Here is a 14,601-nt window from a genome sequence, read left to right on the forward strand (position 1 = left end):
TTGACGAGCTTACTTCATCACGGCGCGCTTGCCCTGTCCGAGGGCATAGACCTCGGGGGAGCGCTTGCGCGAGGCGTCCGGCTTGCGGATGGAGACCTTGTCGTACCGCCTGCGCATTTCACGCACGTAGTCGTCAAAACCCACACCCTGGAACAGCTTGATCAGGAACGCCCCACCGGTCTTCAGGTGGTTGTCGGCGAAATCCATGGCCAGCTCTGCCAGGTGCATCATCCGCGGCTGGTCCACCGCGTCCATTCCACTCTTATTGGGGGCCATATCGGACAGTACAAGGTCTACCGGCTGGTCCCCGACCATGGCCTCGAACTGCGATAGGACGGCTTCCTCCCTGAAGTCTCCGTGAAGGAAGTCCACACCGGCCAGCGCAGGCATCTCCAGGATGTCCAGCGCGAACACCCGCCCGGTGTCGCCCATCTGCCGCCTGACCTGCTGCGACCAGCCCCCTGGGGCAGCGCCGAGGTCGACCACCAGCATGTGCGGCTTCAGCAGCCGGTCACGTTCGAGCAGCTCTTCCAGCTTGTAGGCCGCGCGCGAGCGCATGCCTTCAGCCTGCGCTTTCTTCACGTAGGGGTCGGAAAAGTGTTCTTTCAGCCAGCGCTGGCTGCTCTTGCTGCGGGAAACCATGGTAAATACAGCCGGATGGGGTGGCCATGATACCCTGAACCCCCCAAGTCACAGCGCTTTCCTGCATGTCCACTGCCCTGACCGCATCCCAGACCCGTTTCCTTCGCGGCCAAGCCCACGACCTCAAAGCCCTGCTCCAGATTGGCGGCAAGGGCGTGACCCCGGCCTTCCTGGCCGAGCTGGAAGAGGTGCTGGAGCGCCATGAACTGATCAAGGTGAAGGTGGCGGCAGAGGATCGCGAAGCCCGCGACGCCATGGTCGCCGAGCTGGTCGGTACCACCGGGGCGGCGCTGGTCCAGCGCATCGGCCACGTGGCCGTGCTGTACCGGCCGAGCAAGGAAAACCGCCAGATCGTGCTGCCGCGCGGCTGATCGAACGGGCCTTTCATGCAACTGAGCCACGAAGCCCCTGATTACGCCTACACCCTGCGCGGTGCGGATGGTCGCTCGGCGCGGATCAACGACCGCGAGCTGGCGGCCAGTTTCATCGTCACCCCGCAGGTGCTGGTGGAAGACTGGCCGGTGGGTTCGGTTGCCGAGCTGCAGCCGGCCCATCTGGAGGCGATCCTGGCGCTGGAACCGGTGTTGATCATTCTCGGCACCGGCGCCACCCAGGTGTTCCCGTCGCAGCAGCTGATGGCGGCGTGCCTGTCACGCGGCATCGGGCTGGAAGTGATGAACAATCCTGCTGCGGCACGCACCTTCAACATCCTGGCTGGCGAAGGCCGCAAGGTCGCTGCGGCGTTCATTCTCGAACGTTGAGGGTGGGTCGCTGAGAGCGGGCTTTGGCCGCTGGGTTCAGTGTGTTGGGCGGGATAGGGGGCATTGGCAGGACACGCCGTGAACCCGTCCATGGGGGCTCGCTTTTCGCATCCATGCGAAAAGACGGTCCTGCCAACGCCCCCTACCCCGCCCCCCGACAAATCCCGGTGGCGTTGGGACCTGCGGGCATCGGTAGCGCCGACCCATGGTCGGCGAGCGCAGCGGGCCGCTGGCGGGAACATTCCGCCGACCATGGGTCGGCGCTACCAGAGCATCGTGAAGTGTCGGGTGGAGGGAGCCCCTGAGTCAGGGGCAGCCGCGAAGCGGTGGGGTGTGGGCGCTGGTGAGACGGGGCCCACGGTTTGCGCGAAACGAGGCCCGCATGGATGCGGTTTTTGCCGTCCCCCGACCAGCCCCACCGCCCGGCCCAGACCAAGGCTGCTGCTTTCAAGCCACCCGCGAGGGGGTCTCACCCGTTCGACCCACTACCCACGCGGACGCCGCGAAGGCACCAGCGCAAACGTATCCACCGCCAGCTTCTCGGCATGGTTCAACCACGCCCGGATCTCCAGGTCATCCACCTCGTGATCCAAACCGAAGCTCAGATTGATGCGCCCGCTGGCATCGGGCTGCACCCACTGCTGGGCCAGCACCACCTGCCGTTGCGAGGACACCGCTTCGATCCAGAAACCGCGCTGCGGCTGTGTGCTTGCCACCAGTTCCAACATGTACTGGCCCGCGCGCGTGCGGCGGCCCTTGTCGGTGATCATGTGCGCCTGGCGCACGCTCGGGCGTGGGCCAGCGAAGGCGTCCAGCGCGGCATCCACCTGCACGCCGCCGCGCAGTTCGTCATCGCGGTACAGCTTGATGCCGTTCTCGCGGTTGACCAGCAGCGCGCACCAGTCACCATCGGCGGAACCGTCTTCAAAGGCGGTACAACGGTCCACGTAAGCCAGCGTGCTGTCCTTGTCGGCCTCGTCGAACTGACGCGAGGTGTTTTCCAGATAGACCGTCTTCAGGGCCCAGTCCTTGTCGTACTCCAGCAGTACCGGCGGCTGCACGTGCTGCACGCCGACGATCACCTGGTTGCCGTCATCGATGCGCAGTTCACGGGTGGGCTCACCCAACCACAGCGAACGGGCGAAGGCGAGATACTTCGGATACTCGCGGCCGTTGTCCTTGCGCGCGGCAACGCTGGCGCTGGCGGGACGCTGTGGATCCAGCAGCGAGCGGCCGAAACCGATCCGCTGGATCGAAGGGTCCAGCAGGCTCAGCAGCGTCGCCCCGCTGTCCAGCGTGGTCGCATCGTCCACCTGCAGCTGGCGCGGTTCGATGCCATTGCCCACGAACAGCAGCAGGTTCTCGCGCTCCTGCTTGGCCAGCACGTGGCTGAGGTCGTTGGGCATGGCCAGGTGATCGGACGACACCACGATCAACGTGTCCTTGCCATACGGGCTGGCCTGGATGCGCGCGACCAACTGGGAGATCAGGCGGTCGGTGCACTTGAGGGCATTCAGCAGGCCGATGTTGCCGTGCTCGCTCTCATAGCGCTCATTGCGGCACGACACCGGCAGGTGGCCCGCAGGATGATGGGTGTCCATGGTCAGCGTGGTCAGCATGAACGGCTCTTTGCCACGCGAGAGCTGCTCGAAGCGGCGATACGCGGTGTCCAGCAGCACGTCGTCGTGCACGCCCCAGGCCGAGTAGTGGATACGGCCGACCTTCTTCTGCTGCTTGAACCACGCCAGATCATGCACTTCATCGAAACCGTGGCTGGCCAGGAACTGGCCTTTGCCGGCGAACTGCCCGTTGGCGCCGCCGAGATAATGATTGGTGTAACCCTGCTGCTTCAGGTAATCCCCCAGGCACACCGCCTTGGGGAGGAAGCTGCCCATGCGGTCCATGCTGTTTTCATCGCCCTGGGCGGTGGTCAGCGGCACGCCGCACATCGAGGAGACCAGTCCGGCGATGGTCCAGCCGCTGCCTTCCGGTGAATCCAGCCCACGCACGTCGAGCGAGCGCGCCGCCAACTTGCTGAGGTTGGGCATCAGGCCGGGGAAGACCTTCTCGTCCAGATAAGTACGTTCCAGGCTTTCGCCGTAGATCCACACGATGTTGCGCGGACGTTGCAACGGCTGCGTGGGCACCTGGTACTCGGGCGCGATCCTGGCAAAATCCACGGGGCGCAGCTGGTAATACAGGCGCTGGCCATCGGCGAACAGCGGGCTGATGAATACCGCCAGCAGCCACACGCCGGCAAAGCCAACAAACAGTGCCCGGCCATTGCCTGGGCGCTGCCAGCGCTTGATGCGCACCAGCGCCAACGGAAGCAGTGACACCAGCAGCAGTGCGACATAGCCGGCGATGACACGCTTGAAATCCGAAACACCCGCGCCTTCCATGTCGGCGCCGAGGTGGTACAACGTGGCCGCATTCAGGCCGTCGCCGGACAGCTGGTCGATCACCCACCAGCTGCTCAATGCGACCAGCAGCATCGAAAGCAGCCCGGCCTTCCACCACAACCATTTGCTGGAAACCAGCAACAGCCAGGCAAGCACGAACAGCGTAAGCAACAGAATCCAGAGCATGGGCGTATTCGGCAGTGACGGAGGTGTTGATGGACGTCGTACCGACGCGTGTCCATCCGACCGGAACTGCCAAGCACATCTGCATGACAGCCCGATGACCGGATCATGCCTGCACGAACCTGACTGAAATGTTTGTTGAAAACGACGACCGCTGCGATGCCGTCAGCTTTGTGCAGCGTGCGTGAATGCGTAGTGTCGAGCACGGCGTGTGTCGAGCAGGCTCGACACGACGCTTACCGGTGGCCGCGCTCTTCGCGGGCGCGTGCGCGGCGGTCGAACAACAGCGCGCTGGTGATGATGCCGAGGCCGAGGAATACGCCGATGAGCATCAATATCATCGCAATGGCGGGATAACCGAACAGGTGCACGCCGTTGTCCACCTTCATCATCAGCGCCGACGCCAGGATCAGCGCGGCAGTGACGATGCCGGCAGACACGCGGTTGGCGATCTTCTGCAGGTTCTCCATCAGCCGCGATTCTTCCAGCCCGGTCACCTTCATCTGCAGGCGGTTCTCTGCCAACAGCGCCAGGATGTCGGTCATCTTGCGCGGACCGACCCGCAGCAGTTCCTGCACTTCCATCGCTTCGCTGGCCAGGTTGGCCGCCGACAGCGATTTCTTCAGGCGCGCACGCATCACGTGTTGCAACTGCTTTTCCACGGTGCGCCGCGTATCCAGCGTCGGCGACAACAGCCGGCACACGGTCTCCAGGTTCAACAGCGCCTTGCCGATCAGGCTCAGCTCCGGCGGCGTGCGCAGGCCGCTGGCGGTGGCGATGCGCACCATGTCCAACACCACGCGACCTTCGGAGTAATGGTTGCTGGCGGCGTAGCGCGCGATCATCTGGCCGGTCTCGCGCAGGTAACGCTCTTCTTCGAAGGATTCCAGCCGCGTGCTGATGGCGATGATCTCATCGGCCACCTCCTCACCCCGTCCATCCACGGCAGCGAACAGCACCTTCAGCAGGCGCTCGCGCAGCCGCGGTGGCATGTGCGCGACCATGCCCAGATCGAAGATCGCCAGGCGTCCGTCATCGGTGACGCGCAGGTTGCCGGGGTGTGGATCGGCATGGATTTCGCCATGCACGAAGATCTGGTCCAGGTAACCGCGGATCAACGCGGCCGCCAGAGGATCCATCGATTGTTCGGTGCGGCGGATGTCCGGGATCATGTCCACGCGCACACCATCGGCCAGCTGCATGGTCAGCACGCGATGGCTGCAGTAGTCCCACACCGGCTGCGGCACCCACAGTGGCTTGAACGGACGCAGGTGCCGGCCGAAGCGCTGCAGGTTCTCCGCTTCGGCCTGGTAGTCCAGCTCCTGCATCAGCGTCTTGGCGAACTCGTTGAGCCAGTCGCGCAGGCGCACCCGGCGGCCGACCTGGGTCAGGTGGTCGGCGGCCAGCGCGAAGCTGCGCAGTGCTTCCAGGTCCGAACGCAGCTGCGCGGCAACCTCCGGCTTCTGTACCTTCACCGCCACTTGGCGGCCGTCGCGCAGGGTGGCACGGTGGACCTGGGCGATCGATGCACAGCCCAGCGGCACCGGATCGAAGCTGGCGAACAGGGTGGATACCGGGGCGCCCAGCTCCTTTTCGATGATGGTGTGGATGCGTTCGACCGGGATCGGCGCGACGTTCTCCTGCATCCGTTCCAGCGCCGTGGCGAACTCCACCGGCACCATGTCCGGACGGGTGGACAGCATCTGGCCAAGCTTGACGAAGGTCGGGCCGAGCGATTCCAGATCGGTGACGAACTGCTCCGGGTTGCCGTCCGGCGGCACGTCGGGGGCGCCGGCAGCTTCGAGGTTCATCCCGGAGAAAACGCCGGAATTGCGATAGCGCATCAGCAGGCGGAGGATCTGGCTGCGACGGTTCATGCCGGTGATCAGGGGCGGGTTGGCGGGCGCGGAAGACGGGTTGTTCAAGCAGGACTCCGCGACGGTACGGGAGGCCCAGTGTGGCCGCGCCCAGGTGGTGGAGTGGTGAATCCGGAAGCCGTCTTTCAGGATTCACGTCTTTTCGGTCAGAATCCAGCCTCGACCCTTCCTCCCAACATGGACCTTTCATGGCCGGCGCCAGCCTGTTCACCCTGCTCGACGACATCGCCACCCTGCTGGACGATGTGGCGGTCCTGACCAAGGTCGCGGCAAAGAAGACCGCCGGCGTGCTGGGCGATGACCTGGCGCTCAACGCGCAGCAGGTCACCGGCATGAGCGCCAACCGCGAACTGCCGGTGATCTGGGCGGTGGCCAAGGGGTCGCTGGTGAACAAGGTGATCCTGGTGCCGGCGGCGCTGGCGATCAGCGCGCTGGAAGCCTGGCTGAAGTCGCGCGGCTACAACGTGCCGCTGATCGTGCCGCTGATGATGCTGGGCGGTGCTTTCCTTTGCTACGAAGGCGTGGAGAAGCTGGCCCATCGGTTCCTGCATCCGGCCGAAGAAGATGAGGCCAAGCAGGCCGAGCGGCGCCAGGCATTGGCCGATGAGCAGGTGGACATGGTCGCTTTCGAGAAGGACAAGATCAAAGGCGCGATCCGGACCGATTTCATCCTTTCGGCCGAGGTGATCGTGCTGACCCTGGGCGTGGTGGTCACCTCCGGCGCGGCATTCACCCAGCAGCTGCTGACCCTGAGCGTGGTGGCCGTGGCGATGACCGTCTTCGTCTACGGGCTGGTGGCCGGCATCGTCAAGATCGATGACGCCGGGCTGTACCTGACCAGGAAGGGCGGCGCGGTAGCGGCCTTCGGGCGCGGCATGGTCGCCAGTGCGCCATGGTTGATGAAGTTCCTGTCCATTGCCGGCACTGCCGCGATGTTCCTGGTCGGTGGTGGCATCCTGGTGCACAACGTGCCGGCGCTGCACCACTGGGTGCTGGAGCACGGCGGTGAAGGGCAATGGGCGTGGCTGGTGAATGCGCTGGTGAACGTGGGCGTGGGCCTGGCGATCGGTGCGCTGGTGCTGGGCGCGGTGATGCTGGTGCAGAAGCTGCGCGGCAAGCCGGCGCACTGACGGGTGTTGACGGCCGCTGGCCGTCAACACGGAAAGCCTGACGGCCACCGGCCGTCACTACCGGGCCAGCGGCGGCAGTACCGTCAGCCGGCCTGCACGCGGTTGCGGCCCAGCCGCTTGGCCGCGTACAACGCTTCGTCGGCACGTCGCAGCAGCGACTCTGCGGTATCGCCGGCGCTCCACTGCGCCAACCCGGCGCTGAAATGCACCGGAACGCGCTGGTCCTGCACGTTCAATACGCGCTGGGCGAATGAACGCTGCAGGCGGTGCAGGGTCGACATGCTGTCCGCACCCGGGGTATCCGGCATGACCAGCACGAACTCGTCGCCGCCGAGCCGTGCCACGCTGTCGCTGGCGCGCAGCAGCAACTGGCAGACACTGACGAAATGCTTGAGCACGGCGTCGCCACCGGCGTGCCCGAACTGCGAGTTGGTCTGGCTGAACTCGTCCAGATCGATCACCGCGACCGCCAGCGCACTGCCTGCCCGGCCCGAACGTGCCAGTTCGGACTGCAGCAGCTCGTCCAGTCCGCGGCGGTTGAGCGCGCCGGTCAGCGGGTCGGTACGGACCAGGTCGGTCACCTCGCGCAGGTCCTGTTCCAGCTGGGCGATGCGCTGTTCGGCCACTTCCACTTCCAGCCGCGCGTTGGCCAGGTGGTCACGTGCCTGCGCAGCCTGCTGCTGCACCCGGCCGGTGTCCTGCAGCACGCCCTGCAGCAGCTGGTTGAGGTCGGCGATGCTGCGTGCTTCGCGCAGCGCCAGGGCATAGCTGCTGATGCGGTCGTGGTACTCGCCGGTGCTGTTGGCCATGCCGTCCAGCTGCTGCACGAAGTCGCCCATCAGCCCGCGCATGGCAGCCTTGGATTCGCTGATGCCCTGCTTGAGCAGGCCTTGCTTGTAGATCACCTGGCGCAGTTCACTGCGGGTCCGTTCGACCGCCGCGGTATCCAACGGACCGGACAACAACTGACGCACGGCATCGATCTGCCCGTGCAGCCAGGCACCGTCGTCGAGCAGCTCGCTGATGTTTTCCAGCAGCAGGTCGAACAGGCCCAGCAACAGCTCGTCCCGTTCCTGCCAGGCCTCGCTGCGCACGCCGATCTGGTGACCCAGTTCGCGCTGGCCCTGTTCCAGCGCATCCAGCGGCTGGCCGGGCTGCCATTGCTTCCAGGCGGCTGCCTGCGCCACGGCCTGCTCACGCAGCTGCGGATCGTGCTGCAGCAGGCCGGCCACGGTGATGCCCAGCACCTGGCGCAGCTGTTCGCGCAGGCGATCGCCGTCGGGCGGCGCATCCGGGGCATGCAGTTCGATGGTGCGGATGTACTTGTCGATCAGCTGGCGCATCGCGCGGCCGTAGCGCGGCCAGTCCGCATCGGCCTGCGCCGACTGCAGGCGGTCGCCCATGTCGCCGAGCTCGCCGGGCAGGGTCGCCATGCCATCGGCGAAGGCCGCCAGCAGGGATTCCGGGTGTGCGGCGTGCGCGAACAGCTGCTGCAGGCTGAGCCCGTTGCCACCGCGGGTCACCGCGCGGGGACCGTCGCCGCCCGCACGGACCAGCGCCAGCGGTCCAGGCTGGGTGCCGGGGGCGGGGCGGGAATCGCGGCGGTCCGTCATGCGGGGTGTCCGGGGAGAGGCAAAGGCTGGTGACAGCATATCGGCGCGGCCGACGTTGGCTTTATACCTGCCCAGCGTTCACGATGGGGAAAATCAGCCAGGGGAGAAGGCGATGCGGGTGATGTTGCTGGGCGCGACCGGACTTGTAGGGGGCCAGGTACTGGCGTTAATGCTGGAGGATATGCGCTGCACGGAGTTGGTCGCACCAAGCCGGCGGCCGCTGCCGGTGACCGCGCCCAAGCTGGACAACCCGGTGCTCGATTTCGAGCACCTGCCAGGCACCGCGCCGTGGTGGGCGGTGGATGCGGTGATCTGCGCGCTGGGCAGCACGATGGCCCAGGCCGGCAGCCGCGAAGCCTTCAAGCGCATCGACCACGACTACCCGTTGACCTTCGCCGGGCAGGCCCATGCCCACGGCGCGGGCACCTTCGTGCTGAACTCCGCAGCGGGCGCGGATGCGGGATCGCGGATCTTCTACAACCGGGTCAAGGGCGCGCTCGAACAGGACCTGCGCGGACTGGATTTCGATTCGTTGACGCTGGTGCGGCCGGGGCTGATTGGTGGCCAGCGTGCGCACAAACGCACTGGCGAACACCTGGCGCTGCAGGTGCTGGGCGTGCTGGGTCCGCTGTTGCCGCGCGGCTGGCGGATCAATCCGGCGGAGAACATCGCCGCCGCGCTGGTGGATGCTGCGTTGGAGCCACTGCCCGGCGAACACGTGGTCAGCGCGGCGCAGTTGGCCTGAGCACGGCCTGATGTCCCGCTCGCTGCGCTTGAACCGGCTGCTGCAACTGTTGCGCCGCCACCGACGGCCGGTGCGCGGCCAGCTGCTGGCCGATACGCTGGGTATCAGCCTGCGCACGCTGTACCGCGACATCGCCACCCTGCAGCAGCAGGGCGCGGACCTGCGTGGGGAGGCGGGCATCGGCTACGTGCTGCAGCCCGGCGATACGTTGCCGCCGCTGACCCTGCCGCCGGAAGAGATTGATGCACTGGTGCTTGGCCTGCGCTGGGTGGCCTCGCGTACCGATCCCGCACTGGCCGAAGCGGCGCGCGATGCGCTGGCCCGTATCGGCCACGCCCTGCCTGCCGACCGCCGGCTGCAGCTGCAGACCAGCGGCCTGCGGGTTGGTCCCGCGCGACCCCTGGAGGCGGCCGTTGCCGCATCGCTGCAGGTGGTCCGCGAAGCCATCGGCTCGCAGCGGCGCGTGGACATCGACTACCGCGACCTGGCCGGGCATCGCAGCCAGCGGACGGTGTGGCCGTTCGCGCTGGCCTACTTCGACGAGGTGCCGATGCTGGCGGCATGGTGCGAACTGCGCGGCGGCTTCCGCCATTTCCGGCTGGACCGCATCGATTCGGCGCAGTCGCAGGACAAGCGCTATCCCACCGCACGCAGCACGCTGCTCAGGCGCTGGCAGCGCGAGCAGGGCATTACCCCCGACTGGCTGCCACCCTGCTGACCGGAACTGTCAGCAGGGTGGCAGCAGGATGGATGCTCTTCCCAGCGAGAGATACCCATGTTCAAGCCCGACGCCGTCATGCAGTACGTACGTGATGTCCGCCTCAGCGCCGCTTTCTATGCCGGCATCATGGGCCGGCCGGCAAGCCAGCTCGCGCCCGGATTCGCCTTGTTCGTGGTACCCGGAGCGCCTGCACTCGGTCTGTGGGAGCGCGACGGGGTACAGCCGGAGGCGCTGGGCGCGCCCGGTGCGTGCGAACTGACCATGGTCGTGGACAGTCCCGCCGCCGTGGAACGCATGCATGCGGAGTGGACGGCGCTCGGCGTGGAGATCGCGCAGGCGCCGGTGACCCTGGCCTTCGGCCATACCTTCGTTGGCCTGGATCCGGATGGACACCGGCTGCGCGTGCACAGCCGCGCCGAGGACCTGCCGCCGCGAGAGGCATGAATTGAAAAGGGTCGGATCGCCTGGCGGCAGCCCGGCGATCCGACCCTTGGTTGACGGCCAGCGGCCGTCACTACTCTCTGACGGCCAGCGGCCGTCACTACCGCGTCAGTTGGCCAGGGCCAGGTCGTCCATCATCGCGCGCAGGAAGCGGGCGGCTTCGCCGCCGGTGGCCACGCGGTGGTCGAAGGTGACCGACAGCGGGATCACCTTGTGCGATTCCACGCCGCCCATCACCGGGGTCATCTGGTAGCGGGCACGCCCGGCACCGACGATGGCCACGCACGGCGGCACCACCACCGGGGTGGCGTAGCGTCCGGCGAACATGCCGAAGTTGGACAGCGATATCGTGTAGCCACTCAGTTCCGAGGCGGCGATCGAACGCGCTTCGACCTGCTCACGCAGGCGGTTGACGCCTTCGCGGATCCCACGCGCATCCAGCATGTCGGCGTTGCGCAGGGCCGGCACGAACAGGCCTTCCTCGGTGTCCACCGCGATGCCCACGTCCACGTGCGCGTGCAGGGTGCGGGTCAGCGCTTCGCCGTCGAACCAGGCGTTCATCGCCGGGACCTTCTGGCAGGCGACCACGATCGCGCGTACCAGGCGGGCGGTGACATCGTTGCCCGGCAGCCAGGCATGCAGGTCCGCATCATCGTTCAGCGTGGTCGGCACGACCTTGCTGTGCGCATCGGCCATCACCCGTGCCATGTTGCGACGCACGCCCTTCAGCTGTTCCGGCTGGCCCTTGGCGGACACGCCCGGCGGCTGGGTGCGTATCGGCTTGCCGGCGGCCGACATCGGCGCGCGCTGGCTTTCAACACGTGCCGGCGCCGGTGCGGACACCTGCGCGGCCTGCGCTCCAGCCGGCGCAGCGCCGACCTTGGCGCTGCCATCGGCGGCAGCCTGCTTGACGTCGGCCATGGTCACCGCGCCATCGGTACCGCTGGCGCGCACGCGCGACAGGTCCACGCCCAGCTTGCGCGCCATCGCACGCACCGCCGGCACGGCCTTGACGCCGCCCACAGCGACCGCCTGTTCGGCGTGCACGGTGTTGGAGCTCTGCATCGCGCCGACCACGGTGCCGGCGTCATCGCGCTCACCGGCTTCCTTGATCTCGCCGCCTTCATCGGAGGCCACCACGGCATCGGCCTGCGCCGGCGCCGGCTGGCCGGTGCTCGGCGTCGCGGCCGGTGCGGCGTGGCCGTGGCTGTGGCCGGTGTCCTGGCCGTCCGCACGCTGCGGCAGGTTCGGGTCCAGTTCGAAACTGGCCAGCACCGCGCCGGTCGGGATGATGTCACCGGCCGCGCCGGACAGCTTCAGTATCTTGCCGGACACCGGCGAAGGCACTTCCACCACGGCCTTGGCCGTCTCCATCGATACCAGCGGCTCATCCAGGCGGATGGTGTCGCCTTCCTTGACGAACCATTCCACGATGGTGGCGTCCGGCAGGCCTTCGCCCAGGTCGGGCAGGTTGAAATTCTTGGTCTGGCTCATGTGCAGTTCTCTTCCAGCAGTTCCAGTTCGTGGGCCGGCAGCCAGCCCGTCGCGCCATTCGCGCGCTCGGACCACCACCAGCCCCCATGTTCATGATGCAGCCGTACCATCTCGCCGTTTTCCACGTCCAGCTCGCGGGCGTCGTAGTCACGCAGCGCTTCTGCGTGGCCATCGTCCAGCAGCTGCAGCCAGGCGACCGGCGCCCAGCCTGCGCCACCTTCGCGGGTGCGCACCCAGGCAAACGCCGGCCATTCCTCGTCGCGCACACCGACCTCGACGATCTGGCCGGTGCGCAACCGGAGCGGGTTGGGGTACTGGCTGCGGTACGGGCCGAGAAGACGGGCCCGCATGTCAGCCTGCCGCAACGGCGCGCTTGGCCGCCGCCACGATCCGCTCCACGCTGGGCAGGTACTTCATCTCCAGGCGGAACAACGGAATGTGGGTGTCATAGCCGGTGACCCGCTCGACCGGTGCCAGCAGGTCGTACAGCGATTCCTCGGCCAGCCGCGCGGCGATCTCCGCGCCGAAGCCCGCGGTCTTCGGGGCCTCCTGCACGATCACGCAGCGGCCGGTCTTGGCCACCGATTCGGCGATGGTGGCGAAGTCCAGCGGGCGCAGCGTGGCCACGTCGATGACTTCGGCACTGATGCCTTCGCCGGCCAGCTTGTCGGCCGCTTCCAGCGCTTCCTTCACCTGTGCGCCCCAGGTCACCAGGGTCACGTCGGTGCCGTCGCGCAGCACGAAGCAGACGTCCAGCGGCAGCGCTTCGCCATCGTTGGCCACCACTTCCTTGTACTGCCGGTAGATGCGCTTGGGCTCCATGTAGATGACCGGATCCGGTTCACGGATCGCCGCCAGCAGCAGGCCGTAGGCGCGCTGCGGTGAGGACGGCAGCACCACGCGCAGGCCAGGCACGTTGGTGAAGATCGATTCGTTGGCTTCGCTGTGATGTTCCGGGGCACGGATGCCACCGCCCCACGGCACGCGCAGCACCATCGGGCAGTGCAGGCGACCGCGCGTACGGGTACGCAGGCGCGCGGCATGGCAGATGATGTGGTCGACCATCGGGTACATGAAGCCGTCGAACTGGGCTTCGGCGATCGGCTTCATGCCCTGCGCGGCCAGGCCGATGGTCAGGCCGGCGATGGTGGTTTCATCCAGCGGAGTATCGAGGATGCGGTTGGCGCCGAAGCGCTGCTGCAGGCCGGCGGTGGCGCGGAACACGCCGCCGTTGACGCCCACGTCCTCGCCCAGCACCAGTACGGATTTGTCGTGCTCAAGCTCCCAGGCCAGCGCCTGGGTGATGGCTTCGATCAGGGTGATGGGGGTGCTGGTCATGACCGTGTCTCCACCGGCGACAGCGGCGCTGTCGGCGGCATTGGTGCGGGAAGCAGGAACGCCGTGCTTGATGTCATCCATGACGCTGCTCCAGGGCAATGGCGGCAGCGCGCTGGGCCAGCAGGTCCGGTGGCGGATCGGCATACAGGAAATCAAACATCGCTTCGACCGGCTGCACCGGGGTGTTGAGGTACTGGTTCACGTCCTCGTCCACGCGCGCGCCGCACTGCTCGATCCAGGCCTTTTCCTCGGCTTCGCTCCACACGCCCTGGTCGGTCAGGTACTTGCGCAGGCGCAGCATCGGCTCCAGCAGCCAGGCATCCTTCACTTCGGCGTCGTCGCGATAGCGGCGCGCGTCGTCGGCGGTGGTGTGGTCGGACAGGCGATAGGTCATCAGTTCCAGCACCGTGCCGCCGTTGCCGGACAGGCCGCGCTCGCGAGCCTGTTCCATCGCCGCCAGCACTGCGATCAGGTCGTTGCCATCCACCTGCAGGCAATGCAGGCCACCGGCCAGGCCCTTCTGCGCCAGCGTTTCGGCACCGGTCTGGGCCGAACGGGGCACCGAAATGGCCCACCCGTTGTTGACGATGCACAGGATCAGCGGCAGCTTGTAGGCGCCGGCCGAATTCAGTGCCGCGTAGAAGTCGGTCTTGGAACTGCCACCGTCACCGCACACCGCCACGGCGATCTGCTTCTCCTCGTTGAGCTTGAACTTCAGCGCCGCACCGGCCGCGTGCAGGCACTGGGTGGAAATCGGCACGCAGAACGGGAAGTCCTTGGCGGCATTGCCGCCGTAGTCGTTGCCGCGCTCGTCGCCGCCCCAGTACATCAGCACGTCGTAGGGGCGCACGCCGCGCATGAACATGGCGCCGTACTCACGGTAGCTCGGCGCGAACACGTCGCCGGGATGCATGGCTGCACCGATGCCGACGTGCGCGGCTTCGTGCCCCAGGCAGGCGGCATAGGTGCCCAGCTTGCCGGTGCGCTGCAGGGCGATGGACTTGCTGTCGAAGACGCGCACGTAGAGCATCTGCTTGAACAGCGGGACCAGCACCTTGGGATCCCGCAGCGAAGCGGGCAGGTCATCGCGGACGAGCTTGCCGTCTGCGTTGAGGTACTGGAGGTATTCGATCTTGAACTCAGCGGCAACTGTCATTGCGGACTGCACCTTCGACAGGAAGTTACAAATGATATGAATCGCCATGTTAAGGACGGCGTATGAAAAAGCCGTCCTGCGGCGCAGCAAGGGTTTCA

14 protein-coding genes are annotated in these 14,601 nt (G+C 66.8%); 6 read left to right on the forward strand and 8 right to left on the reverse strand.

The window, feature by feature from the left end:
- Positions 1–9: 9 nt before the first annotated feature.
- Entirely contained in the window at positions 10–642 is a 633-nt protein-coding gene (gene rlmE, locus SOM47_RS02095; protein WP_042614910.1) for a 23S rRNA (uridine(2552)-2'-O)-methyltransferase RlmE, read from the reverse strand.
- Between the two features lie 65 nt (positions 643–707).
- Here rlmE and yhbY point away from each other — a divergent pair, with 65 nt between their 5' ends.
- Positions 708–1,013 (forward strand): ribosome assembly RNA-binding protein YhbY, encoded by a 306-nt coding sequence (gene yhbY / locus SOM47_RS02100; protein ID WP_042614911.1) that lies wholly within the window; start codon positions 708–710, stop codon positions 1,011–1,013.
- A gap of 15 nt (positions 1,014–1,028) precedes the next feature.
- On the forward strand, positions 1,029–1,403 hold the full coding sequence (locus tag SOM47_RS02105) for an Mth938-like domain-containing protein (RefSeq protein ID WP_042614912.1): 375 nt from the start codon (positions 1,029–1,031) through the stop codon (positions 1,401–1,403).
- 485 nt (positions 1,404–1,888) lie between these two features.
- Here the strand turns inward: SOM47_RS02105 and SOM47_RS02110 are convergent, their stop codons facing one another.
- The gene (locus tag SOM47_RS02110; protein ID WP_320504626.1) at positions 1,889–3,991 is read right to left on the reverse strand and encodes a phosphoglycerol transferase I; all 2,103 of its coding nucleotides are present in this window, start codon (positions 3,989–3,991) and stop codon (positions 1,889–1,891) included.
- 233 nt (positions 3,992–4,224) lie between these two features.
- Positions 4,225–5,865: an ABC1 kinase family protein gene (locus tag SOM47_RS02115; RefSeq protein ID WP_320505047.1), complete on the reverse strand. Its 1,641-nt coding sequence runs from the start codon at positions 5,863–5,865 to the stop codon at positions 4,225–4,227.
- A gap of 188 nt (positions 5,866–6,053) precedes the next feature.
- Between SOM47_RS02115 and SOM47_RS02120 the strand changes: the two genes are divergently transcribed.
- Positions 6,054–6,995 carry a DUF808 domain-containing protein gene (locus SOM47_RS02120; RefSeq protein WP_320504627.1) on the forward strand — a complete coding sequence of 314 codons (942 nt, stop codon included), beginning with the start codon at positions 6,054–6,056 and terminating at the stop codon, positions 6,993–6,995.
- Between the two features lie 83 nt (positions 6,996–7,078).
- On the opposite strand, the gene SOM47_RS02125 is transcribed toward SOM47_RS02120, so the two are convergent.
- Positions 7,079–8,608 carry a GGDEF domain-containing protein gene (locus SOM47_RS02125; protein ID WP_320504628.1) on the reverse strand — a complete coding sequence of 510 codons (1,530 nt, stop codon included), beginning with the start codon at positions 8,606–8,608 and terminating at the stop codon, positions 7,079–7,081.
- A 112-nt stretch (positions 8,609–8,720) separates the two neighbouring features.
- Here SOM47_RS02125 and SOM47_RS02130 point away from each other — a divergent pair, with 112 nt between their 5' ends.
- The 3 genes from SOM47_RS02130 to SOM47_RS02140 are packed head-to-tail and all read left to right on the forward strand — an operon-like array spanning position 8,721 to position 10,518.
- A complete protein-coding gene (locus SOM47_RS02130) occupies positions 8,721–9,353 on the forward strand; it encodes a Rossmann-fold NAD(P)-binding domain-containing protein (protein WP_320504629.1) in 633 nt (210 codons plus the stop codon).
- Between the two features lie 10 nt (positions 9,354–9,363).
- Positions 9,364–10,071 (forward strand): helix-turn-helix transcriptional regulator, encoded by a 708-nt coding sequence (locus SOM47_RS02135; RefSeq protein ID WP_320504630.1) that lies wholly within the window; start codon positions 9,364–9,366, stop codon positions 10,069–10,071.
- 57 nt (positions 10,072–10,128) lie between these two features.
- Entirely contained in the window at positions 10,129–10,518 is a 390-nt protein-coding gene (locus SOM47_RS02140; protein ID WP_042615248.1) for a VOC family protein, read from the forward strand.
- 105 nt (positions 10,519–10,623) lie between these two features.
- Here SOM47_RS02140 and SOM47_RS02145 read toward each other — a convergent pair whose 3' ends face one another.
- The 4 genes from SOM47_RS02145 to pdhA are packed head-to-tail and all read right to left on the reverse strand — an operon-like array spanning position 10,624 to position 14,503.
- Positions 10,624–12,009, reverse strand: a complete 1,386-nt coding sequence (locus SOM47_RS02145; RefSeq protein WP_320504631.1) for a dihydrolipoamide acetyltransferase family protein — start codon at positions 12,007–12,009, stop codon at positions 10,624–10,626.
- Positions 12,006–12,359: an SH3 domain-containing protein gene (locus tag SOM47_RS02150; protein WP_042615246.1), complete on the reverse strand. Its 354-nt coding sequence runs from the start codon at positions 12,357–12,359 to the stop codon at positions 12,006–12,008. The genes SOM47_RS02145 and SOM47_RS02150 overlap by 4 nt, the downstream gene beginning before the upstream one ends.
- Before the next feature lies 1 nt (position 12,360).
- Positions 12,361–13,428: an alpha-ketoacid dehydrogenase subunit beta gene (locus SOM47_RS02155; protein ID WP_101099354.1), complete on the reverse strand. Its 1,068-nt coding sequence runs from the start codon at positions 13,426–13,428 to the stop codon at positions 12,361–12,363.
- A complete protein-coding gene (gene pdhA / locus SOM47_RS02160) occupies positions 13,421–14,503 on the reverse strand; it encodes a pyruvate dehydrogenase (acetyl-transferring) E1 component subunit alpha (RefSeq protein ID WP_042615244.1) in 1,083 nt (360 codons plus the stop codon). Before pdhA ends, SOM47_RS02155 begins: the two co-directional genes overlap by 8 nt.
- Between the last annotated feature and the right edge of the window lie 98 nt (positions 14,504–14,601).

The sequence above is a fragment of the Stenotrophomonas sp. CFBP8980 genome, assembly GCF_034046095.1.
GTDB classification, from domain to species: domain Bacteria; phylum Pseudomonadota; class Gammaproteobacteria; order Xanthomonadales; family Xanthomonadaceae; genus Stenotrophomonas; species Stenotrophomonas lacuserhaii.